Source organism: Nocardia sp. NPDC003482, from assembly GCF_053588115.1.
Genome location: NZ_JBSFPI010000048.1, coordinates 1 through 21490, shown reverse-complemented (window position 1 = coordinate 21490; position 21490 = coordinate 1). Strand labels below are relative to the sequence as shown.

At 68.9% G+C, this 21490-nt stretch carries 24 protein-coding genes; 12 read left to right on the top strand and 12 right to left on the bottom strand.

All coding sequences use genetic code 11. The annotated features are described in order from the left end of the window. From ACWDSJ_RS37235 to ACWDSJ_RS37215, 5 genes are all read left to right on the top strand, one after another. On the top strand, window positions 1-718 hold a 718-nt coding region (locus tag ACWDSJ_RS37235), incomplete at its 5' end, for an SDR family NAD(P)-dependent oxidoreductase (protein WP_450037542.1). 206 nt (window positions 719-924) lie between these two features. After that, the gene (gene msrB, locus ACWDSJ_RS37230; RefSeq protein WP_387355889.1) at window positions 925-1380 is read left to right on the top strand and encodes a peptide-methionine (R)-S-oxide reductase MsrB; all 456 of its coding nucleotides are present in this window, start codon (window positions 925-927) and stop codon (window positions 1378-1380) included. After that, the gene (gene msrA, locus ACWDSJ_RS37225; protein ID WP_387355888.1) at window positions 1377-1892 is read left to right on the top strand and encodes a peptide-methionine (S)-S-oxide reductase MsrA; all 516 of its coding nucleotides are present in this window, start codon (window positions 1377-1379) and stop codon (window positions 1890-1892) included. The genes msrB and msrA overlap by 4 nt, the downstream gene beginning before the upstream one ends. Before the next feature lie 36 nt (window positions 1893-1928). Beyond that, a complete protein-coding gene (locus tag ACWDSJ_RS37220; RefSeq protein WP_450037539.1) occupies window positions 1929-2795 on the top strand; it encodes an alpha/beta fold hydrolase in 867 nt (288 codons plus the stop codon). Between the two features lie 112 nt (window positions 2796-2907). Beyond that, window positions 2908-3399 carry a beta-class carbonic anhydrase gene (locus ACWDSJ_RS37215; protein ID WP_450037537.1) on the top strand — a complete coding sequence of 164 codons (492 nt, stop codon included), beginning with the start codon at window positions 2908-2910 and terminating at the stop codon, window positions 3397-3399. 1 nt (window position 3400) lies between these two features. Here ACWDSJ_RS37215 and ACWDSJ_RS37210 read toward each other — a convergent pair whose 3' ends face one another. The 6 genes from ACWDSJ_RS37210 to ACWDSJ_RS37185 form a co-directional block, all read right to left on the bottom strand. Then, entirely contained in the window at window positions 3401-4432 is a 1032-nt protein-coding gene (locus tag ACWDSJ_RS37210; RefSeq protein ID WP_450037535.1) for a hypothetical protein, read from the bottom strand. Window positions 4433-4659: 227 nt separating this feature from the next. Further along, window positions 4660-5508: an inositol monophosphatase family protein gene (locus ACWDSJ_RS37205; protein WP_450037533.1), complete on the bottom strand. Its 849-nt coding sequence runs from the start codon at window positions 5506-5508 to the stop codon at window positions 4660-4662. 66 nt (window positions 5509-5574) lie between these two features. Then, complete coding sequence (locus ACWDSJ_RS37200; RefSeq protein WP_450037531.1) at window positions 5575-6468, bottom strand: potassium-transporting ATPase subunit C; 894 nt, start codon at window positions 6466-6468, stop codon at window positions 5575-5577. After that, the gene (gene kdpB, locus ACWDSJ_RS37195; protein WP_450037529.1) at window positions 6468-8540 is read right to left on the bottom strand and encodes a potassium-transporting ATPase subunit KdpB; all 2073 of its coding nucleotides are present in this window, start codon (window positions 8538-8540) and stop codon (window positions 6468-6470) included. The genes ACWDSJ_RS37200 and kdpB overlap by 1 nt, the downstream gene beginning before the upstream one ends. Continuing rightward, window positions 8537-10210 (bottom strand): potassium-transporting ATPase subunit KdpA, encoded by a 1674-nt coding sequence (gene kdpA, locus ACWDSJ_RS37190; RefSeq protein ID WP_450037528.1) that lies wholly within the window; start codon window positions 10208-10210, stop codon window positions 8537-8539. Before kdpA ends, kdpB begins: the two co-directional genes overlap by 4 nt. Beyond that, window positions 10210-10284: a potassium-transporting ATPase subunit F gene (locus ACWDSJ_RS37185; RefSeq protein WP_450037544.1), complete on the bottom strand. Its 75-nt coding sequence runs from the start codon at window positions 10282-10284 to the stop codon at window positions 10210-10212. The genes kdpA and ACWDSJ_RS37185 overlap by 1 nt, the downstream gene beginning before the upstream one ends. Before the next feature lie 251 nt (window positions 10285-10535). Between ACWDSJ_RS37185 and ACWDSJ_RS37180 the strand changes: the two genes are divergently transcribed. The 7 genes from ACWDSJ_RS37180 to ACWDSJ_RS37150 are packed head-to-tail and all read left to right on the top strand — an operon-like array spanning window position 10536 to window position 17178. Then, complete coding sequence (locus ACWDSJ_RS37180) at window positions 10536-13040, top strand: ATP-binding protein (protein WP_450037526.1); 2505 nt, start codon at window positions 10536-10538, stop codon at window positions 13038-13040. Continuing rightward, complete coding sequence (locus ACWDSJ_RS37175) at window positions 13037-13738, top strand: response regulator (RefSeq protein ID WP_387355874.1); 702 nt, start codon at window positions 13037-13039, stop codon at window positions 13736-13738. The genes ACWDSJ_RS37180 and ACWDSJ_RS37175 overlap by 4 nt, the downstream gene beginning before the upstream one ends. 57 nt (window positions 13739-13795) lie before the next feature. Beyond that, a complete protein-coding gene (locus ACWDSJ_RS37170) occupies window positions 13796-14230 on the top strand; it encodes an OsmC family protein (RefSeq protein WP_450037524.1) in 435 nt (144 codons plus the stop codon). Further along, a complete protein-coding gene (locus ACWDSJ_RS37165) occupies window positions 14230-14508 on the top strand; it encodes an acylphosphatase (protein ID WP_387355871.1) in 279 nt (92 codons plus the stop codon). The genes ACWDSJ_RS37170 and ACWDSJ_RS37165 overlap by 1 nt, the downstream gene beginning before the upstream one ends. Window positions 14509-14532: 24 nt before the next feature. Further along, the gene (locus ACWDSJ_RS37160; protein WP_450037522.1) at window positions 14533-15519 is read left to right on the top strand and encodes a hypothetical protein; all 987 of its coding nucleotides are present in this window, start codon (window positions 14533-14535) and stop codon (window positions 15517-15519) included. After that, window positions 15520-16686: a glutathionylspermidine synthase family protein gene (locus tag ACWDSJ_RS37155; protein ID WP_387355869.1), complete on the top strand. Its 1167-nt coding sequence runs from the start codon at window positions 15520-15522 to the stop codon at window positions 16684-16686. A 39-nt stretch (window positions 16687-16725) separates the two neighbouring features. Further along, window positions 16726-17178: a DUF350 domain-containing protein gene (locus ACWDSJ_RS37150; RefSeq protein WP_387355868.1), complete on the top strand. Its 453-nt coding sequence runs from the start codon at window positions 16726-16728 to the stop codon at window positions 17176-17178. A gap of 10 nt (window positions 17179-17188) precedes the next feature. Here ACWDSJ_RS37150 and ACWDSJ_RS37145 read toward each other — a convergent pair whose 3' ends face one another. The 6 genes from ACWDSJ_RS37145 to ACWDSJ_RS37120 are packed head-to-tail and all read right to left on the bottom strand — an operon-like array spanning window position 17189 to window position 21288. Further along, entirely contained in the window at window positions 17189-18232 is a 1044-nt protein-coding gene (locus ACWDSJ_RS37145; RefSeq protein WP_387355867.1) for a PHP domain-containing protein, read from the bottom strand. Beyond that, window positions 18232-18813: a dihydrofolate reductase family protein gene (locus tag ACWDSJ_RS37140; RefSeq protein ID WP_450037519.1), complete on the bottom strand. Its 582-nt coding sequence runs from the start codon at window positions 18811-18813 to the stop codon at window positions 18232-18234. The genes ACWDSJ_RS37145 and ACWDSJ_RS37140 overlap by 1 nt, the downstream gene beginning before the upstream one ends. Window positions 18814-18868: 55 nt before the next feature. After that, window positions 18869-19735 carry a bifunctional DNA-formamidopyrimidine glycosylase/DNA-(apurinic or apyrimidinic site) lyase gene (gene mutM, locus ACWDSJ_RS37135; protein ID WP_450037518.1) on the bottom strand — a complete coding sequence of 289 codons (867 nt, stop codon included), beginning with the start codon at window positions 19733-19735 and terminating at the stop codon, window positions 18869-18871. Between the two features lies 1 nt (window position 19736). Continuing rightward, on the bottom strand, window positions 19737-20474 hold the full coding sequence (gene rnc / locus ACWDSJ_RS37130; RefSeq protein WP_450037517.1) for a ribonuclease III: 738 nt from the start codon (window positions 20472-20474) through the stop codon (window positions 19737-19739). A gap of 23 nt (window positions 20475-20497) precedes the next feature. Next, complete coding sequence (rpmF, locus tag ACWDSJ_RS37125) at window positions 20498-20680, bottom strand: 50S ribosomal protein L32 (protein WP_387355861.1); 183 nt, start codon at window positions 20678-20680, stop codon at window positions 20498-20500. Window positions 20681-20682: 2 nt separating this feature from the next. After that, window positions 20683-21288, bottom strand: coding sequence for a YceD family protein (locus tag ACWDSJ_RS37120; protein WP_387355859.1), 606 nt, complete (start codon window positions 21286-21288; stop codon window positions 20683-20685). Window positions 21289-21490: the final 202 nt, after the last annotated feature.

Genomic DNA, 21490 nt, shown 5'->3' with positions numbered 1-21490 from the left:
CTCGTCTCGGCCCGGGTGCCCGCGCGGCTGCTGTTCGAGGCGCGCGGACGTCACCGACCGGGCGGCGACGGCGGACGCGGTGGACCGGGTGGTCGCGGAGTTCGGGCGGTTGGACGTGGTGATCGCCAACGCGGGTATCGCGCCCGAACCGGCCACGCTGCGCACGATGGCCGGGCAGGCGTTCGATCGCGTGGTCGCGGTGAATCTCACCGGGGTGTTCAACACCGTGCGTCCCGCGCTCGACCCCGTCGTGGCCGCGGGCGGGCACGTGGTGGTCGTCTCCTCCTGCGCGGCCTTCGCCCCCGGCATGGCCGGATCGCCGTACATGATCACCAAGGCGGCGGTGGAACAGCTCGGGCGGGCGCTGCGGGTGGAGCTGGCGGCGGTCGGCGCGAGCGCGGGCGTCGCCTACTTCGGGTTGGTGGACACCGAGATGACCCACGACACCCTCGATCGCGATCCCCTCGGCCGGATCCTGGCCACCATGCTGCCGTGGCCGTTGAACGTGCGGATCAGCGCCGAGCACGCGGCGCGGGTCGTGGCCGACGGCATCGAGCGGCGCGCGGCCCGGACCATCTCCCCGGCGGGCTGGCAGCCCTACGCGCTGTTGCGCGGGGCGGTCAATGTGGTGCTCGACAGCCGCCTCGCCCGCGATCCGCGCGTACACGAGCTGATCCGGCGGGTCGAGGCGCGGGAGCGGGCCCCTCACACGAGCTGATCGCTCATCTCAAGGCCCGCGCGGCCGAGAGGGCTTGGCCCAGAACGCTTTTCGGGCTGGGGCGCGGCGTGGGGTAGGGGATGTCACCCGCGCGGCGTATCGTGGCCGGAGACGCGCCAGATGTGACCGAAGTGTGACGCCGCCACCGGGCGGAACTTTCCGCACCGGGGCGCGGGTTGTACCGGGTGTCGATATGAGGAGGTCATATGGCACAGGAATACAACCGCAATCCCGCGGCCGTGGCCGCGCTCTCGCCCGAGCAGTACCACGTCACCCAGAAGAACGGCACCGAGCGGCCGTTCACCGGCGAGTACTGGGACAACCACGAGCCGGGCATCTACGTCGACGTGGTCTCCGGCGAGCCGCTGTTCGCCTCGGTCGACAAGTTCGACAGCGGCACCGGCTGGCCGAGTTTCACCAAGCCGATCGATGACGGCAATGTGCGGGAGAAGAAGGACTTCAGTCACCTCATGATCCGCACCGAGGTGCGGTCAGCGCACGGTGACAGCCATCTCGGCCACGTCTTCCCCGACGGCCCCCGCGAGGCGGGCGGCCTGCGCTACTGCATCAATTCGGCGGCGCTGCGGTTCATCCCCCTCGACGACCTCGAGGCGGAGGGCTATGGGCAGTACCGGACTCTCTTCGTGAAGGAGGACGCGTGAGCGACACGCGAAAGGCGATTCTGGCCGGCGGATGTTTCTGGGGCGTGCAGGATCTGATCCGCAAGCAGCCCGGCGTGGTCTCCACCCGGGTCGGCTACACCGGCGGCCGGAACGACCATCCCACCTACCGCAACCATCCCGGCCACGCCGAGGCGGTGGAGATCGTCTACGACCCCGAGCGGACCGACTACCGCGCCCTGCTGGAGTTCTTCTTCCAGATCCACGATCCCACCACCAAGGATCGCCAGGGCAACGACATCGGTAGCAGCTACCGTTCGGCCATCTTCTACCTCGACGAGGAGCAGAAGCGGGTGGCCCTCGACACCATCGCCGACGTGGACGCCTCCGGCCTGTGGCCCGGCAAGGTCGTCACCGAGGTGACCCCCGCCGCGGAGTTCTGGGAGGCCGAGCCGGAGCATCAGGACTACCTGCTGCGCTACCCCGACGGCTACACCTGCCACTACCCGCGTCCGGGCTGGAAGCTGCCCAAGCGGCAGGCGGCCGCGCAGTAGCGATGAGTTTCGGTGCCGGGTGGCGTCGGCATACCTGTGACGACGTACACCCTGCACCTTCCCGAGGTCGATCTCGTCTACGACGTGCACGGCCCGCTGCCGACCGGTGACGGGCGGCCGCCGCTGCTCATGATCGGACAACCCATGGCCGCCGGCGGTTTCCGCGCGCTGGCCGCCCATTTTCCCGAGCGCACGGTGGTCACCTACGATCCGCGCGGGCTCGGGCGCAGCGTCCGTACCGACGGCCGGACCGACAATTCGCCGACGACGCAGGCGGCGGATCTGCACGCGCTGATCCGGGAACTGGGCGCGGGCCCGGTGGAGATCTTCGCCAGCAGCGGCGGCGCGATCACCGGGCTGGCCCTGGTGGCCGCCCACCCCGACGACGTGCTGACCCTGGTCGCGCACGAGCCCCCGCTCATCCGAACCCTCCCCGACGCCGATCTCGCCCTGCGGATTCGCGAGCAGACCCGAGACGCCTACCGCGCCAAGGGTTCCGGGGCGGGGATGGCGGTGTTCCTGGCCTCCACGATGTGGCAGGGCGAGTTCACCGAGGAGTTCTTCGACCGCCCGATCGATCCCGCCCAGTTCGGTCTGCCGTCCGAGGACGACGGTTCCCGCGACGATCCGCTGCTGTCCGAATCCTCCTGGGCGGTAACCGATTACGAGCCCGATATCCCCGCCCTCACCGCGGCGCCCACCCGCATCGTCTTCGCGGTGGGCGAGGAGACCGGCGACACCCTGACCGCCCGCACGACCATCGCCACCGCGGCCCTGCTCGACCTGCGGCCCGTCGTCTTCCCCAGCCACCACGGCGGATTCGCCGACGGCGAATCCGGCTACCCCGGCCAACCCGCGGCCTTCGCCCGCGCACTCCACCGGGTACTCGACGAGCGGGTCTGAGACTCGCCAGGATTGGCCTCATCCTGCGCGAAAGCCTCGCGTCGGGGGACGACGGCGGTCACCGTCTATGCGTACATGTGAATGTCCGCACCCCCGACCCGAAGGCGCGATCATGACGGTGACCGACGAATACCTGTCCAACAACGCCGAATACGCCGCCCAGTTCGAAGGCCCCCTCCCCCTCCCCCCGAGCCGACACGTCGCCGTCCTCGCCTGCATGGACGCCCGCCTCGACGTCTACCGGATCCTCGGCCTGAAGGAGGGCGAGGCCCACGTCATCCGCAACGCGGGCGGCGTCGTCACCGACGACGAGATCCGTTCCCTCGCGATCAGCCAACGCCTGCTCGGCACGACGGAGATCATCCTCATCCACCACACCGACTGCGGCATGCTCACCTTTACCGACGACGACTTCAAACGCACCCTCCAAGACGAAACCGGCCTCAAACCCACCTGGTCCCCCGAATCCTTCCCCGACCTCGACGAAGACGTCCGCCAATCCCTCCGTCGCATCCAGGCCAGCCCCTTCATCACGAAGACGACCTCCCTACGCGGCTTCGTCTTCGACGTGGCCACCGGCAAATTGAACGAGGTCACGTCCTGAGTCACATACCTCGGGCGAACTCCCGATAGAGGAATTTCTGGTGGGGGTTGTCGAACGTTCCGGAATGCCGCCGCAAGGTGCCGACGACGAGACGAAGCAATTGGGTCGCGGGAACGCCGCCCGATGCCCAATCGGTCACGGACGCAGCGGCATTCACGAGGGAACGCTCGGTCTCGTTGGCGGTGGCGGAATCGAGGCCCAAGCGTCTGAGCAGTTGGTCTCGAACGCCCTCGATATCGAGTTCGAGCCGTCGCACATCCTCCTCGGTCTCGCATCGGGCGAGCACGTCGCGGAAATCCACGGCGCGGGCGCGGTATTCGTCGATGCGGCCGCAGGCCAGTTCGAGCCAGCGTTCGTCGTCGAACCGGCCGCGGTCTCGGGGAGACCACAATCGGCCGCCGAGGAGGGGCAGTTCGTATTCCAAGAGCTCCAGCCGACGACCCCGGGACGAGCGCGCGATCCTGCCGATCTCGCCGGGGATACCCCGGATCGCCGCGATGAGCTCATCGATGGTGGTATCGGGGGCGCCGTTGTCGAAGAGGTCGAACATGACCGCGAAGTCACGGCGAACAGGGTGCGGGGTGTAGCCGACCCTCCGGACATTCGCCCGCGCCGAATAACGCAGCGCTCGAACCAGATTCGCGACGAGCCACAGTTGCCGTTCGCCCTCCGGCAGAAGCGAGCGGAGCTGCCCCGCCATGGCGTAGGAGGACGCCCGAGCCCACAGTCCGAAAGCGTCGCTTTCGACCCCGTCGGCGCCACTTCCCAAGGCAATCCGCGCCCCATGGTGACGTTCGGTCCGGACGTTCTCCATCTGATAGTCGACCCAGGCCGCGATCTTGGGGAGAAGGCGCTGGCCGCCCGGCCGACGATCGACCTCATGATCCGCACGAACGGTCTTGTCGATATAGCGGGCGACCGTTTCGACTCCGGTCAACTGCAACGTCTCCACCGCTTCGTTCTCGGCCGCCGCCAGGATGTTCGCGTTCTCGGGACCGATCCGCATCGGGCGAGCGATGCCGAGATCGAACAAATGCCGGAGAATCCGCGGAAACTCACCGAAGTCGGCCGGTGTCGGCATCAGCTTGGTCGGATGCGGAACGAGCACCTCGTCGAAGTAGATCAGCGACTGAACCAGTTCCGCGTAACACTGCTGGGCGAACGGGTCCCGAGGCCGTGCCGGAGTTCGGCGGTTCTGCGAGAGCATGAACTCTTCGGCGCTGGTGAAGGTCGTGACGTCCACCATGACCCGATGCGACATCAACCACTCCGAAATCGGGCGAGCACGTCCGTGAACCAGCGGACGGATTCGGGGCTGCCGATGACGGTCTCCGGGAGAACCGGTTCCCGTTGCCCGAGGAAGGCCGGGTCGAACGGCACCGCGGCATTGCCGAAGCCGTCGGTGGCGGCCCGCCCGGCCGCCAGGCTCAACCCGATCCCGGCCGCGCCGTCCCAGACCTTCTGGTTCGGGCGGTAGAACAGGTCGAAACATTGGGACGGTTCGGAGAATTCGGACAGATCGAGACAGGCGCGCACCATATCGAGGGTCTGCGAGGTGGTCCGAATCTTCATTTCCGCGCCGACGGACACCAGCGACGCCTCGAAATCGCGCGGCGCCGAACCCTTGCTCCGGGTCACCGACGCATGCCGTGGCCGGGGCGTCGGTCGAAGTGGTGTGGCGAGTCGCCCATTCACCGTCACCTCGTCGACCCAGTGAATCGACACGGCCGATCGTTCGGTACCCAGCTCGGGCGCGAGAACGTATGCGGCCGTCGGCATTCCGGCATCGATCCGGCAGACCACCGAGCAGAATTCGCGGCGATCGGCGGCGACGAATTCGCTCGTCCCGTCGATCGGATCGATGATCCACAACGGATCGCCCGATCTCGGCAGCTCGGCGTTGTCCTCCTCCGCCACGAAAGCCGAGCCGGGGAAATGCCGCTGTACCGCGTCGACGATCAGGGTCTGCACCGCGACGTCGGCTTCCGACAGCAGTGTGCTGTCGGGTTTGGTGTCGACTCGCAACGCCGCGAGATTCCGCCGGTACTCGCGCAACACCGGCAACAGTTCCTCGTCCAACTCGTCCCACAGCGACTCGACGCTGCTCACGCGGCCCTCCGCCCCTTGGTCTGCGGCAACGAGAATAGCCGGAAGACATAACTTCTCGTGGCGGCTTCAGCCGCCGTACGGGAACCGCTCGTCCAGGTCGAGGTTCAATTCGAGGACGTTGACGCGGGGTTCGCCGAGGAAGCCTAGGTCGCGGCCGGAGGTGTGGGTCGCGACCAGGGTCCGGAGTTGTTCCTCGGTTATGTTGCGGGACTTGGCGATTCGGGGGATCTGGAGGGTGGCGTAGGTCGGGGAGATGTCGGGGTCGAGGCCGGAGGCGGAGGTGGTGACGGCGTCGGGGGGGACGGGGGTGTCGGTGGGGGCGTCGCCCCTGATGGGGACGAGTTGGCCGGTGGAGTAGTCCGCGCCGGGGGTCGCGCAGACGACCCTCGTGTTCAGGTACGTGGTGAGGAACGGGGTGGCGGGGCAGGGTTCGTTCACGCTGACCACCTCGGTGGGGTCGGTGACCTCGCCATGGGCGTCGCGGGGGCCGAGGACCGACAGGACGGCGCCGATGCCGCCGGGGGTGCAGAACGGGCGGGCGCCGGAGACGCCCTCGCGGTCGCCGATGGTCTTGCTGCGGGCGCAGATCTGGGTCAGCAGAGACTGTTTCGTCTTCGACGGCTCGGGGTCGAGGGTGTCGACGATGCTCTCGGGGCCGAGGTTGCCGAAGCCGGTCGCGGTGGGGTCGTAGCCGTCGCCCTTGCCGGAGGCGGACGGGCGGGACTGGAAGTACTGGACCAGGGCGTTGCCGTTGCCGTCGGTGAAGCTCTGCCCGAGCAGGCGCGAGCCGACCACCTCGCCGTGCCGCGTGAGCACCGATCCCTCGGCCTTGTCGTGCAGGCCCGGCAGCTGCGCGACCGCGAAAACGGCCAGGGGATAGGCGATTCCGGTGATCACGGTGAGCAGGAGCAGCGCGCGCAGGGCGGCCAGGTGTTGGCGGATCCAGGTGGACAGGTGCATCAGGACATCCCGGGGAGGAATCGGACGACGAGGTCGATGAGCTTGATCCCGATGAACGGGGCGATGAGGCCGCCGACACCGTAGATCGCGAGATTGCGGGACAGCAGCGCGGACGCGCTCGCCGGGCGATAGCCGACCCCGCGCAGCGCGAGCGGGATCAGCGCGACGATGACCAGGGCGTTGAACACCACCGCGGACAGGATCGCCGACTGCGGACTGTGCAGGCGCATGACGTTGAGCACGTCCAGGCCGGGGAACAACACCACGAACAGCGCGGGAATGATCGCGAAGTACTTGGCGACATCGTTGGCGATGGAGAACGTGGTCAACGCGCCGCGGGTGATCAACAACTGCTTGCCGATCTCCACGATCTCGATCAATTTGGTCGGATCCGAATCCAGATCGACCATGTTCCCGGCCTCTTTGGCCGCCGAGGTCCCGGTGTTCATCGCCACGCCGACGTCGGCCTGCGCGAGCGCGGGCGCGTCATTGGTGCCGTCGCCGGTCATGGCGACCAACCGCCCGCCCTCCTGCTCCCGCTTGATGAGCGCCAGCTTGTCCTCGGGCGTGGCCTCGGCGAGGAAGTCGTCCACGCCCGCCTCGTCCGCGATCGCCTTGGCGGTCAACGGATTGTCCCCGGTGATCATGACCGTGCGGATGCCCATGCGCCGCATCTCGTCGAACCGCTCCCGCATCCCTTGTTTCACAACGTCTTTCAGATGGACGACGCCGAGCAACCGGGCCTTCTCGTCCACGATCTCCCCGACCACCAGCGGCGTACCGCCCGAGGCGGAGATGTCGTCGACGGTCGCGCCGAGCTCCGGCGGCACCGAACCCCCATGGGCGCGAACCCATTCCGTGACCGCACCGGCCGCCCCCTTGCGCAGCCTATGACCGTCGCGCAGATCCACCCCCGACATGCGGGTCTGGGCGGAGAACGCCACCCACGTCGCGCCGACCAGTTCACCGGGCGTGCGTTCCCGCTTGTGGTGGGCGGTCTTCGCGTGGACGACGATCGAGCGACCCTCGGGCGTCTCGTCGGCGAGGCTGGAAAGCTGTGCGGCGTCGGCCAATTCGTCGGCGGCGACGCCGGGCACGGGCACGAACTCCGCGGCCTGCCGGTTCCCGAGGGTGATGGTGCCGGTCTTGTCCAGCAGCAGCGTGTTCACGTCCCCGGCCGCCTCGACCGCGCGCCCGGACATGGCCAGCACATTGCGCCGCACCAGCCGGTCCATGCCCGCGATGCCGATGGCCGACAGCAGCGCCCCGATCGTGGTCGGGATCAGGCACACCAGCAGCGACACCAGCACGATCCCGGTCACGCCGTGCGCGTTCAGGGCGAGCCCGTCGGCGACACCCGGATTGTTCGATCGGGCGAAGATCGCCAACGGTTGCAGGGTCGCCACCGCGAACACGAAGATGATCGTCAACGCCGCCAGCAGGATGTTCAGCGCGATCTCGTTCGGCGTCTTCTGCCGCGCCGCGCCCTCCACCAGCGCGATCATCTTGTCGATGAACGATCCGCCCGGCTCCTGGGTGATCTCCACGACGATCCGGTCCGACAGCACCGTGGTGCCGCCGGTGACCGCGCAACGGTCGCCGCCGGATTCGCGGATCACCGGCGCGGACTCGCCGGTGATGGCCGATTCGTCCACCGACGCAATGCCTTCCACCACATCGCCGTCCCCGGGAACGACCTGCCCGGCCTCGACCACGACATGGTCACCCCGCCGCAGTTCCGGCGCGGGCACCTCTTCCTCACGCACCCGCTCCGCGCCCGGGGACCATCCCACCAGCCGCCGGGCGATCGTGTCGGTCTTGGCCCTGCGCAGCGAGTCGGCCTGCGCCTTGCCGCGCCCCTCGGCGACGGCCTCGGCGAGATTGGCGAAAAGCACGGTGAGCCACAGCCATCCGACGATCGCCCACGCGAAGAAACTCGGCTCGGCGATCGCCAGGACCGTCGCCCAGACCGCGCCGATCTCCACGATCAGCATGACGGGATTGCGCCACAGCGTGCGCGGATCGAGCTTGCGCAGCGCGTCGGGCAGGGATCGGATCAGCATGGCGATCATGCGTGGATTCCTTCGGCGAGCGGCCCGAGCGCGAGCGCGGGCAGGAAGGTCAGGGCGACCAGGATGATCGTGACGCCGACGACCATGCCGACGAACTGCGGCCGATGCGTGGGCAGCGTCCCGATCGACGCGGGGGTACGGCCCTGGCGGGCGAGCGAACCGGCGAGGGCGAGCACGAACACGATGGGCACGAAACGCCCGAACACCATCGCCAGCCCGAGCGCGGTATTCCACCACACCGTGTTCCCGCTCAGGCCCGCGAACGCCGACCCGTTGTTGTTGGCCGCGGAGGTGAACGCGTACAACACCTCGGTCAGCCCGTGCGGCCCGCCGTTGGCCATCGCCGCGCGTTCCCCCGGCAGGGCCATGGCGACAGCGGTCCCGGTCAGCACGATCAGCGGTGTGACGAGGAAATACGTTGCGGCGAGCTTGATCTCGCGCGGGGTGATCTTCTTCCCCAGATACTCCGGGGTCCGCCCGACCATGAGCCCGGCCACGAACACGGTGATCACCGCGAGGATCAGCATGCCGTACAGGCCCGACCCGGTACCGCCGGGCGCGACCTCCCCCAACTGCATATTGAACAGCGGCCACAGCCCGCCGAGACTGGTGTAGGAGTCGTGCGCCGAATCCACCGCCCCCGTCGAGGTGAGCGTGGTCGCGGCCGCGAAGGTCGCCGAATTCGATACGCCGAAGCGGGTTTCCACGCCCTCCATCGCCGCCCCGACCGCGGTCGGCACCGTCCCGTGGTGCCGCAGCTGGAACAGGTTCGTCAGCGTCACGCTGAGCAGGGCCAGGATCGCCATCACCGACGCGATGGCGTAGCCCTGCTTGGGTGAACCGACCATTCGCCCGAACGTGCGCGGCAGCGAGAAGCTGATCACCAGCAGCAGGAAGATCTCCACCCAGTTCGTCCACGCGGTCGGATTCTCGAACGGGTGCGCGGAGTTCACGTTGAAGAACCCGCCGCCGTTGGTGCCCAGCTCCTTGATGACCTCCTGGCTCGCGACCGGACCGCCCGGCAGCGACTGTGCCGCGCCCGCAACGGTATTCGCGCTCCGGTCGAACAGGTGGAAGTTCTGGACCACGCCCCCGGCGACGAGCACGATCGCGAACACGAACGCGATCGGCAACAGGATCCGCAGGGTGCCCCGCACCAGATCCACCCAGAAGTTGCCCAGATCTCCCGTCCGCGTCCGCGCGAATCCGCGCACGAGCGCGATCGCGACGGCCATACCGACCGCGGCGGAGACGAAGTTCTGCACCGCCAGCCCGGCCATCTGCACGAGATGTCCCAGCGTGGACTCGCCCGCGTAGTTCTGCCAGTTGGTGTTGGTGACGAAGCTGATCGCGGTGTTCCAGGCCAGATCCGCCGTCATCGGCGTGCCGGGATCCCCGAGATGCAGCGGCAGCCTGCCCTGCGCCAGTTGCAGGAAGAACAGGAACAGCACCCCGATCGCCGAGAACGCCAGCGCACTGCGCGCGTACACCGCCCAGCTCTGCTCGACGCCGGGACGCACCCCGATGCCCCGATAGATCAGTCGTTCCGCTCGCGAGTGCCGCTCACTCGTGTACACGCGAAACATATAGTCGCCCAACGGGACATGCACCAGGGCGAGCGCGATGACCAGGGATCCGACGAAGACGATCCCCGCGGTTGTCGTGGACACTAGAACCTCTCCGGAAAGACCAACGCCGCCAGCAGGAACACGGCGACACCCACGGCCAGCACCAGGCCGACCACATTCGCGGTCACAGCCGTTCCACTCCCCGCTGAATCAGACCGAGCAGGGCGAAGACCCCCACGGTCACCAGCGTGAACACCACGACAGACATGACGAAACCTCTCTACGAACACGACCGCAGTGAGTACAGCGCCGCGCAACCCCGCAACGAGCACCCTTGACGGCTTCTTAGCGCCCCCGCCCCGCGCCTTGACGCATCGCTTACGCCGCAATGCGCGGGATACGCGCGGAGAAAAGCCATGATGGACGGGTGAAACGCGGCCAACTGCGCATCTATCTCGGCGCCGCCCCGGGCGTGGGCAAGACCTACGCCATGCTGGCCGAGGCGCATCGCCGCCTCGAACGCGGCCGCGACGTGGTGGCCGCGATCGTGGAGACGCACGGCCGCGCCAAGACCGCCGAACTGCTCGAGGGCATCGAGCGGATTCCGCCCCGGCAGCTCACCTATCGCGGCGCCACCCTGCCCGAACTCGACGTCGAGGCCGTGCTGCGCCGCCGCCCGGCGGTCGTGCTCGTCGACGAACTCGCCCACACCAACGTGCCCGGCTCCGGGCACGAGAAGCGCTGGCAGGACATCCACGAGATCCTCGACGCGGGCATCGACGTGATCTCCACGGTCAACGTGCAGCATCTGGAGAGCCTCAACGACGTCGTCGAGCGCATCACCGGCGTCACGCAGCGAGAAACCGTGCCCGACTGGGTGGTTCGCGGCGCCGATCAAGTCGAGCTGGTCGACATCACCCCGGAGGCGTTGCGGCGCAGGATGTCCCACGGCAACGTCTACGCCGCCGACCGGGTCGACGCCGCCCTGCGCAACTACTTCCGGCCCGGAAACCTCACGGCGCTCAGGGAATTGGCGCTGCTGTGGCTGGCCGATCAGGTCGACGCGGCGCTGGCCCGCTACCGCTCCGACCACCGGATCACCGACACCTGGGAGGCCCGCGAGCGCGTCGTGGTGGCGGTGACCGGCGGGCGGGAGTCGGAGACGATCGTGCGCCGCGCCAGCCGCATCGCCACCAAGTCCAGCGCGGATCTCGTCGTCGTGCACGTCGTGCGCGGCGACGGCCTGGCGGGCGTCTCGCCGCAACGGCTCGAGCGGCTGCGCGATCTGGCCGCCGGACTCGACGCCGAACTGCACACCATCACCAGCGAGGATGTGCCGACCGCGCTGCTGGATTTCGCGCGGCAGGTCAACGCCACCCAGCTCGTGGTCGGCACCTCCCGCCGCTCGCGCTGGGCGCGGATCCTCGACGAGGGCATCGGGTCGACGGTCGTGCAGCGCTCGGGCACGATCGACGTGCACATGGTCACCCACGAGGAGGCCCGGCGGCCGATGCGGTGGTCGCCGACGCCGCGCGAACACAAGGTGGCCTCGTGGTCGATGGCGCTGCTGGTGCCGTCGCTGATCACCGTGGTCTGCGCGGTCTGGCTGGACGGGCGGCTCAACCTCGACGGGGAGAGCGCGCTGTACTTCATCGGGGTGATCGGGGTGTCGCTGCTGGGCGGTGTCGCGCCCGCGGCGTTGTCGGCGATTCTCGGTGGGCTGCTGCTGAATTGGTTCTTCGTCTCGCCGCGGCACAGCCTCACCATCGCCGAGCTGAACAACTCGCTCACGATCGTGGTGATGGCCATGGTCGCGGTCGCGGTGGCCGCGTTGGTCGACATCTCCGCCGCGCGCGCCCGCGAGGCCCGGCAGGCGTCGCGGCAGGCCGAGCTGCTGGCCCTGTTCGCCGGGGCCGTGCTGCACGGCGCGGAACTGGAGGATCTGCTCGAACGCGCCCGGGAGACCTTCGGCCAGCGGGCCGCGAGCCTCATCGACGACGAGCGGATGCTCGCCGGGGCGGGCGAGCGCCCGCCGACCCGAATCCCGCAGGCGGACACCGTGATCGACGCGGGCGACGACAGCCACCGCCTGCTGCTCAGCGGGCGGCCGCTCACCCCCACCGACCGCATGGTGCTCGGCGCGGTCGCCAAACAGGCCGCCGGGCTCGTGCAGCGGCGCCAACTCGCCGAGGAGGCCCAGGCCGCGGCCGGGGTGCTCGCGGCCGACCGGTTGCGCCGGTCGCTGCTGTCGGCGGTCAGCCACGATCTGCGCACCCCGCTGGCCGCGGCCAAGGCGGCGGTGTCGAGCCTGCGCAGCGACGAGGTCGAGTTCTCGCCCGAGGACACGGCCGAATTGCTGGAAACCATCGAGGAATCCGTGGATCAGCTCACCGGACTGGTCGGCAATCTGCTCGACTCCTCGCGCCTGGCGGCCGGTGCGGTGCGACCCCAGCTGCGGCGGGTGTATCTCGACGAGGTCGTCGGACGCACGGTCGTCGGGCTCACCATGGGCTCGCGCGGCGCGCGCCGGGCGGCGGTGGCCCGGGTGAAGGTCGAGGTCGGCGACGTCTCGGTGCGCGCGGACAGCGGTCTGTTGGAACGGGTGCTGGCCAACCTCATCGATAACGCCCTGCGCTACACGCCGGGCGACACGCCCATCCGGGTGACCGCGGAACGGACCGGGGACCGGGTGTCGATTACCGTCGTCGACTACGGGCCGGGAGTGCCGACCGGCCTGGAGGATCAGCTGTTCGAACCGTTCCAGCGCCTCGGCGATCGCGACAACTCCACCGGCGTCGGGCTCGGCCTGTCGGTGGTGCGCGGATTCGTGGAGGCCATGGGCGGCACCGTGCACGCCGAGCCGACCCCGGGCGGCGGCCTGACCATGGTCCTGGACCTCCCGGCCGACCGAGACGAACAGGAGAACGGGTGACGACACCGGCGCCAGCGCCCACCAAGGTGCTCGTGGTCGACGACGAACCGCAGATCCTGCGCGCGCTGCGGATCAATCTGTCGGTGCGCGGCTACGAGGTCGTCACCGCGGCCACCGGCGCCGCGGCGCTGCGCGCGGCCGCGGAGAAACATCCCGATGTCGTGGTCCTCGATCTGGGCCTGCCCGATATGGACGGCATCGAGGTGCTCGGCGGGCTGCGCGGCTGGAGCCGGGCGCCGGTGATCGTGCTGTCGGCGCGCACCGACTCCGGCGACAAGGTGGAGGCCCTCGACGCGGGCGCCGACGACTACGTCACCAAGCCGTTCGGCATGGACGAACTGCTGGCCCGGCTGCGGGCCGCGGTGCGCCGCGCCACGACCGTCGGCGAGGGCGTGGACCCGGTCGTCGAAACACCCTCGTTCACGGTCGATCTCGCGGCCAAGAAGGTGACCCGGCACGGCCGTGACGTCCACCTCACGCCCACCGAATGGGGTGTGCTCGAGATGCTGGTGCGCAACCAGGGCAAACTCGTGGGCCGCCGCGAATTGCTGCGCGAGGTCTGGGGGCCGTCGTACGCCACCGAAACCCATTATCTACGGGTGTATCTCGCGCAACTGCGACGCAAACTCGAGGACGACCCGTCTCGGCCCAAACATCTGCTCACCGAGGCGGGCATGGGATACCGCTTCCAGGCGTGAGCCGGGCCGCACGGCACTGGTATGCGGGTCGGACGGAACCAATGGCAGGATCGTCGTATGGCAGAAAAGACCGCCACCTCGCCGACCACCCTGTGGGTCGAGCGCACGGGCACCCGCCGCTACACCGGCCGCAGCTCGCGCGGCGCCGAGGTGCTCATCGGCTCCGAGAGCGTCGAGGGCGTGTTCACCCCCGGCGAGCTGCTCAAGATCGCGCTGGCCGCGTGTTCGGGCATGAGTTCGGACTTCCCGCTGTCGAATCGGCTGGGCGAGAACTACGACGCCACGATCCGCGTCTCGGGCGCCGCCGACCGCGAGAACGAGGTGTACCCGCAGCTGGACGAGGTGTTCGAACTCGATCTGAGCGAGCTCGACGAGGCCGCGCGCGAACGGCTGCTGGTGACCGTGCAGCGCGCCATCGACAAGGTGTGCACCGTGGGCCGGACCCTGAAGGCCGGTACCAAGGTGACGCTGAATTTCGAGATCGACGCGTGATGGCCGATCCGATCCGGTTGAGCGCGTGGGTGCACGGCCAGGTCCAGGGCGTCGGGTTCCGCTGGTGGACCCGATCCCGCGCCCTGGAGCTCGGCCTGGTCGGATCGGCCCGCAACACCGCCGACGGCCGGGTCCACGTGATCGCCGAGGGCCCGCGCGACAAGTGCGAGGCACTGCTGCGACTGTTGCGGTCCGGCAACACGCCTGGCCGAGTCGATCTGGTTGTGGAAGACTGGGGCGCCGCGCAAGGCGGCACCACCGGCTTCGAGGAACGGTAGCGGCGGGGAACAGGGAGTCGATCGTTGGCAACTGACAAGTCCGGCAACCGTCCCGACAACACCCCCGAGCCGAACGACCCGGACCCCGGCTCCCCCGCCCCCGAAACCCCTTCGGGCGCAACGGCTTCCGAGTCCGGCGCGGCGAATGACGCCACGGAGTCCACCTCTCGGATCGACCAGCCGGAACCCGGCGCGCAGGGCGACACCTCGGACGAGTGGTGGCGTACTCCCACGGGATCGGCCACGCCGACCTCCGGGAACGCGCCCACGATCCGCCTGGGGGATCCGGCGAACCCGATGCCCGGCGCGCCCGATCCGTTCGCGCAGCAGGCCAGCGTGGGGTTGCCCGGCTCCGGCGAATCCGAGCCGTCGGGGCCGCCCCCGGCGACGCCGCCGGACCTGTTGTCCGCCAGCGGTTTCGACCAGGGTGAGCAGCCCCGGCGGATGCGCGGCAGTATGCAGCGGCAGGAGCCCGGGGTGACCAAGCCGCGGCCGCCGACGCTCGCCGAGACGCGGGCGCGGGAGAAGGCGCGCAAGCGGGCCGAGGAGGCCGAGCGCGCGGCGGCGGAGGCGCTCGAGGAGAAGCGGCGCAAGCGCAAGCGGATGCTCATCGGCGGCGGCGCGGTCGCGGGTGTGGCGGCCCTGGTCGGCGGCGGGTATCTGGCGTACCGCGCGGCCACCGCCCCGCCGAACGTGACCGCGACCTGCATCACCGAGGACAACGGGCAGCAGACCGTGCAGCCCGACGACGATTGCGTCAAGGCGCAGGCCGCGTACGGCAGCGGTGGCGCATATTACGGCGGCGGACCGTATCTCGGCCCCGGCATCTTCTTCTACAACGGCCACCAGTACCGCTACTACTACGGCGGCCCCACCCAGACCGTCGGCCGCCCCCCGGTCGGCGGCAGCACCGTCGAACCCAAAGGCGCGCACGTCACCACCAAGAGCGGGACCGTCGTCCGCGGCGGCCTCGGCACGACGAGCGGCGGTTCCAAGAGCGGAGGATCCTAGATGCGCCGCGTGCGCACCCGCCCCCGGGCGAGCTGGCAGCAGATCATCGCCGATCAGGGCCTGGTGTTCGGCTCACCCGGCGTCGACACCAACGGACAGCCCCGGCCCTACTGGGACGAGTCGGTGTACTACGAGTTCGATCTCGACGAGATCCTCGGCCTCGAGGCTCAGGTCGAGGTGCTGCACTCGATGTGCCTGAAGGCGTGCGAACACGTCGTGCTGACCGAGCGATTCGCGGAATTCGGTCTGCCCGAATGGAGTTGGGGCCCGATCAAGGAGTCGTGGCAGCGCTCCGATCCCTACGTCTACGGCCGCTTCGACCTGCGCTACGACGGCCGCGGCCCGGCGAAACTGCTGGAGTACAACGCCGACACCCCGACCTCGCTGCTGGAGGCGGCGATCGTGCAGTGGCACTGGCTGACCGACCTGTATTCCGGTGACGACCAATGGAATTCGCTGCACGAGAAGCTCGTCGAACGCTGGGGCGAGGTGCTCGACCAGCTGCCCGGCAACGAACTGCACTTCACCTGGTCCGCGGCCGACGCCTCCGGCGAGGACAACGTCACCACCGCCTACATGCAGGAGACGGCCGCCGAGGCGGGTTTCGACACGATCGCCCTGCCGATCGAACAGGTCGGCTGGGACACCGAATTGGAGCGTTTCGTCGACCTCGCCGACGCCCCCATCCGGTCGGTGTTCAAGCTGTACCCGTGGGAGTGGGTGCTCGACGACGACTTCGGCAAGCGGGTGGTCGACTCGCTGCCGAGCACCGTGTGGGTCGAACCGCTGTGGAAGACCATGCTGTCGAACAAGGCGCTGCTCGCGGTGCTGTGGGAGATGTACCCCGGCCATCCGAACCTGTTGCCCGCCTACATCGACGACCCGCACGAGCTCACCGAGTACATCCGCAAACCCAAACTGGGCCGCGAGGGCGCGAACATGACGATCGTCGGCGCGGGCATGGAGACCTCCACCGGCGGCGTGTACGGCGAGGAGGGCTTCGTGTACCAGTTGCTCGATCCGCTGCCCGATTTCGACGGGATGCGCCCGGTCATCGGGGCGTGGATGGTCGGCGACACGTCGGCCGGGATGGGCATCCGGGAGACGCCGGGATTGATCACCGACGACAGTTCGACCTTCGTCCCGCATCGCATACCGACCAAGTAGCATCCGTCTGACTCATCGATCACTCACCGGAGGATCCCCTTGGCCACCACCCTTGCGCTCGAATCGGGGTACTGGAGCACGATCGGCCACGGCGTGGGCGCGATCATCCTGTACGCGGTCGTCGGGCTCGTGCTCATGCTGATCGGATTCTGGGCCATCGACATCACCACCCCCGGCCCGCTGCGGTCGATGGTCTGCGCGGGCAATCCCAACGCCGTCGTCGTGGCGGCCGCGGGCATGGTCAGCATGGCCCTGATCGTGGTGCTGGCCATCTACTCCTCGGCCGGCCGCCTGCTCGAGGGGCTCATCGCCACGGCCGTCTACGGGCTGATCGGCATTGTCGCCCAGGTGATCTCGGTCCGGATCCTGGAACGCGTCGTCGGCCTCGACATCGGCGGCCTCCTGAAGGCCCCCACCTACGCCGTCCAGTCCCTCCTCGTCGCCGCCGCCCACCTGGGCATCGGGATCGTGGTCGCCTTCGCGATCCTCTGACGGGTCCGGCCTACCGCCCCGTGAACGCCAGCAACTCCTCGACACCCCACGTATTGACGACCCGTTCCGCCGGAACCTCGTTCGCCTGGGCGCGCTCGCAGCCGTACCACTGCCAGTCCAGTTGGCCGGGCGCGTGGGCGTCGGTGTCGATCGAGAAGTAGCACCCCATCTCGAGCGCGAGCCGCATCAACCGGCCGGGCGGGTCGCGGCGCTCGGGGCGGCTGTTGATCTCGACGGCGGTCCCGTACCGGCGGCACGCCTCGAACACCACCTCGGCGTCGAATTGGGACTCCGGCCGCGTCCCCCGGCCGCCGGTGACCAATCGGCCCGTGCAGTGACCCAGCACGTCGACGAGCGGATTCGCGACGGCGTAGACCATCCGCTTGGTCATCGTCTCGCTGTCGTCGCGCAGATGCGAATGTACGCTCGCCACAACGATATCCAGCCGTTCGAGCAGTTCGCGTTCCTGATCCAGACCGCCGTCGTCGAGGATGTCGACCTCGATGCCGGTGAGGATCCGGAACGGCGCGAGCTCGGCGTTGAGTTCGGCCACCACGTCGAGCTGGCGGCGCAACCGCTCCGGCGAGAGCCCCCGCGCGATCGTCAACCGCGGCGAATGATCGGTCAGCGCACAGTATTCGTGGCCGAGCGCCATCGCCGTGCGCATCATCTCCTCGATCGGACTGCCCCCGTCCGACCAGTCCGAATGCGTGTGCAGGTCCCCCCGCAGCCGCTTGCGCAACTCGGCCCCCGTCGGCGCGATAACCGTTGCGCCGGAACGCAATTCGGCCAGCCGGTCGGGCACCTCCCCCGCGACGGCCTGCGCGATGACCGCCGCGGTCTTGGGCCCGATCCCGGCCAGCTCCTGCCAGTTCCCGTCCCGCCGATACCGATCGAAGTCGACCTCCGACAGCGCGGCCACGGTGTCGGCCGCCCGCCGGTAGGCCCGCACCCGCGGCGTCTCCGCGCGGGCGCGTTCCATCCAGAACGCGATCTCCCGGAGGGAGGCCAGCGCGGCCTGCCTCGGATCGGCTCCCGAAACGTCCTGGGACACTAGCGAATCCGGCTGTACTTCACGAAAGCGACTCCGTCCTCGAACACGCGACTGGTCAGCACGCGAAACCTGGTGGGCTCCGGCAGTTTCGGGCCCGCACCGAACAACGCCCGGCCGTGACCCAGCACGATCGGATACAGCTTCAGGAACACCTGATCGATCTCGGGCAGCAGCACCTGGGCGAGTTCCCCGCCGCCGCACAGCCAGATCCCGAGTCCCTTCTCCCGCTTCAGTTCTCGCACCCGGTCCAGCGGACCCGACGCGATCAACTCGACGTCCGGATCGGGGCTCTCGGGCAGCGTCGTGGACACCACGAGCTGCCGCAGATGCGAGTACGGGCTCGACGTCCCGGTCCGGACACCGAAGTCGTGGGTCTTGCGGCCCATCAGCACGGTGTCGAAGGTGCTGCCGGGCTTGTCCACGCCCAGCGACTCCCGCACCTTCGTGGGCAGGGTCTCCGGGTACAGCGCGGTGATCGCGGGACCGTGATCACCCCCGACCGGGAAGAAGTCGACCGAACCGTCCTCGGTGGCGATGAAGCCATCGATCGTCGAGGCGACGTAGTAGGTCAGCTTGCGCATCCGTCCTCCCTTTCACGGTCCGCACGTCGCGGCCCGCAAAGAAAACGGTAGCGCTTCAGTTGCGCCCCGCGCGGGGCTTCGTCTGGCAGCGCGGGCAGGAGAACGACGAACGATTCATGAACTTCTCCCGACGGATCGGCGCACCGCAGCGTCGGCAGGGTTCGTCCTCGCGGCCGTAGGCGGCCAGGGAGCGTTCGAAGTAGCCGGACTGGCCGTTCACATTCACATACAGCGCGTCGAAGGAGGTGCCGCCCGCGAGCAGCGCCTCGCCCATGACGGTGCGCACCTCGGTCAGCAGTCCGCGCAGCGCGGGGCGGGTGAGCTTGGCGGCGATGCGCTCGCCGTGGATTCCGGCCCGCCACAACGCCTCGTCGGCGTAGATGTTGCCGATGCCCGAGACGACGGTCTGGTCGAGCAGCACCCGTTTCACCTCGGAGTGCTTGGCGCGCATACGCTCGACCACGGCCTCGGGATCGAAGCGCGGATCGATCGGATCGCGGGCGATGTGCGCGACCGATTCGGGCACGCGGGTGCCGTCGACCTCGACGATGTCGTTGAGCGCCCAGCCGCCGAAGGTGCGCTGATCGACGAAGCGGACCTGCGCGCCGCTGTCGAGCATCGCGACGATGTGCGCGTGCTTCTCTAGCGGCGCGTCCGCGGGCTGGACGAGCATCTGGCCGCTCATGCCCAGATGCACGACGAGCGCGGTGTCCGGGTCGTCGAAGGTCAGCCACAGGAATTTGCCGCGGCGCTGGGCGGATTCGACGCGCAGCCCGGCCAGCCGCCCCGCGAGATCGTCGCCGCCCATGAGGTGGCGACGCACGGAACGGGGGTGTTTGACGGCGACGGATTCGACGACGCGGCCGACCACGTGTTCGGCCAGACCGCGGCGGACGACCTCGACCTCGGGGAGTTCGGGCATCTCAGCTTCCGGAGTTCAGGGCCTGCCAGGCGGCGCCCGCGGCCTTCTGCTCCGCTTCCTTCTTGGATCGGCCGATGCCCTTGCCGTACGCCTGACCGCCGATCACCGCCGTGGCGGTGAACTCCTTGTCGTGATCGGGCCCGGTCGAGGTGATCTCGTAACTGGGCACGCCGATCCCGCGTTCGGCGGTGAGCTCCTGGAGGCTGGTCTTCCAGTCGAGTCCGGCGCCCATGCGCGGACCGCGTTCGAGCAGATCCGCGAACAGCCGCAGCACCACGCTGCGAGCGACCTCGATGCCGTGCTGCAAGTGCACCGCGCCGAGCAGCGATTCCATGCCGTCGGCGAGGATGCTCGGCTTGTCGCGACCGCCGGTCAGCTCCTCGCCCTTGCCCAGCAGCAGGTGCCGACCGAGACCGCCCTCGCCGAGACCGCGGGCGACCTCGGCCAGGGCGTGCATGTTCACGACGCTGGCGCGCAGCTTGGCCAGCTCGCCCTCTGACTTGGCCGGATGCTCGAGATACAGCCGCTCGGTGATGCTCAAACCGAGCACCGAGTCACCCAGGAACTCCAGCCGCTCGTTGGTCGGCAGGCCACCGTTCTCGTAGGCGTAGGACCGATGGGTGAGCGCGAGCCGCAGCAGATCCGGACGCACGTCGACACCGAGGGCTTCGAGCAGCGGGGTGTGGTCGGCGGCCTCGCCCACGGCCGGTGCGTCCGCGGAATCCTTGCTTGCGGTCACGATCGGGCTACCGGATGGCGCGCTCAGATGGCCGAGGCGACCTGACGGCCCTTGTAGGTGCCGCAGTTCGGGCAGGCGATGTGGGGCAGGGTCTTCTGACCGCAGGCCCGGTTGGGGCAGGTGACCAGGGTGGGCGCGGTGGCCTTCCACTGGCTGCGCCGCGAACGGGTGTTGGAGCGGGACATCCGGCGCTTCGGAACGGCCACGACTAATTCTCCTCTGGTGATCGGTTCAGGTCTGACGCTGTGGGATCGGCCGCGAATTTCGCAAGCCCCGCCCAGCGAGGGTCCAGTATCTCATGCGAGTGATCGGAACCCGCAATCGCCATCCGCACACCGCATTCGGGGCACAGTCCCGCGCAGTCCGGCTCGCACAGCGGCTGCAACGGCAACTCGATCCCGACGGCGTCGACGATCACCGGTTCCAGGTCGATCTTGTCATCGACCAGCCGATAGACCTCATCCTCCTCGGTGGTCTGCTCGGTCGCCGAATCCGGATACGCGAACAACTCCGTGAGATGCAACTCGATCTCATCGGAGAACGCCTCCAGACACCGCGAACACTCCCCCTCCACCGGCGCGGTCACGGTCCCGGTAACGAGCACCCCCTCCGAAACCGCCTGCAAGACCAGATCCATCTCGATCTCACCCCCCGCCGGAATCCCCACCAGATCCAACCCGATCTTCTCCGGCGCGACCACCCCCCGCCGCACCTCCCGCAGAGACCCAGGCGCCCGCCCCAACCTCCGCGTATCCAGCACAAATCCCGCATCCGTCGATCGACGACGCTGACCGGACCCGGCATCGGAAGACATCAACAACTCACTCGTGTAGGTGTGGAATGGGCAACCACTCCACAATACGCGACGCCCCCAGCCGACCCCAAAACCCCTCTCCCCCGACCCCATCACCCCCAAGTGGTCCACGAACCCAGCCGCACCCTAATGAGGTGTAGCGGGTCCGCTGATACGGCAGACTTGCTGTCGGTAGCGGCTGGTGGGTGAGCACTGTTGTGGC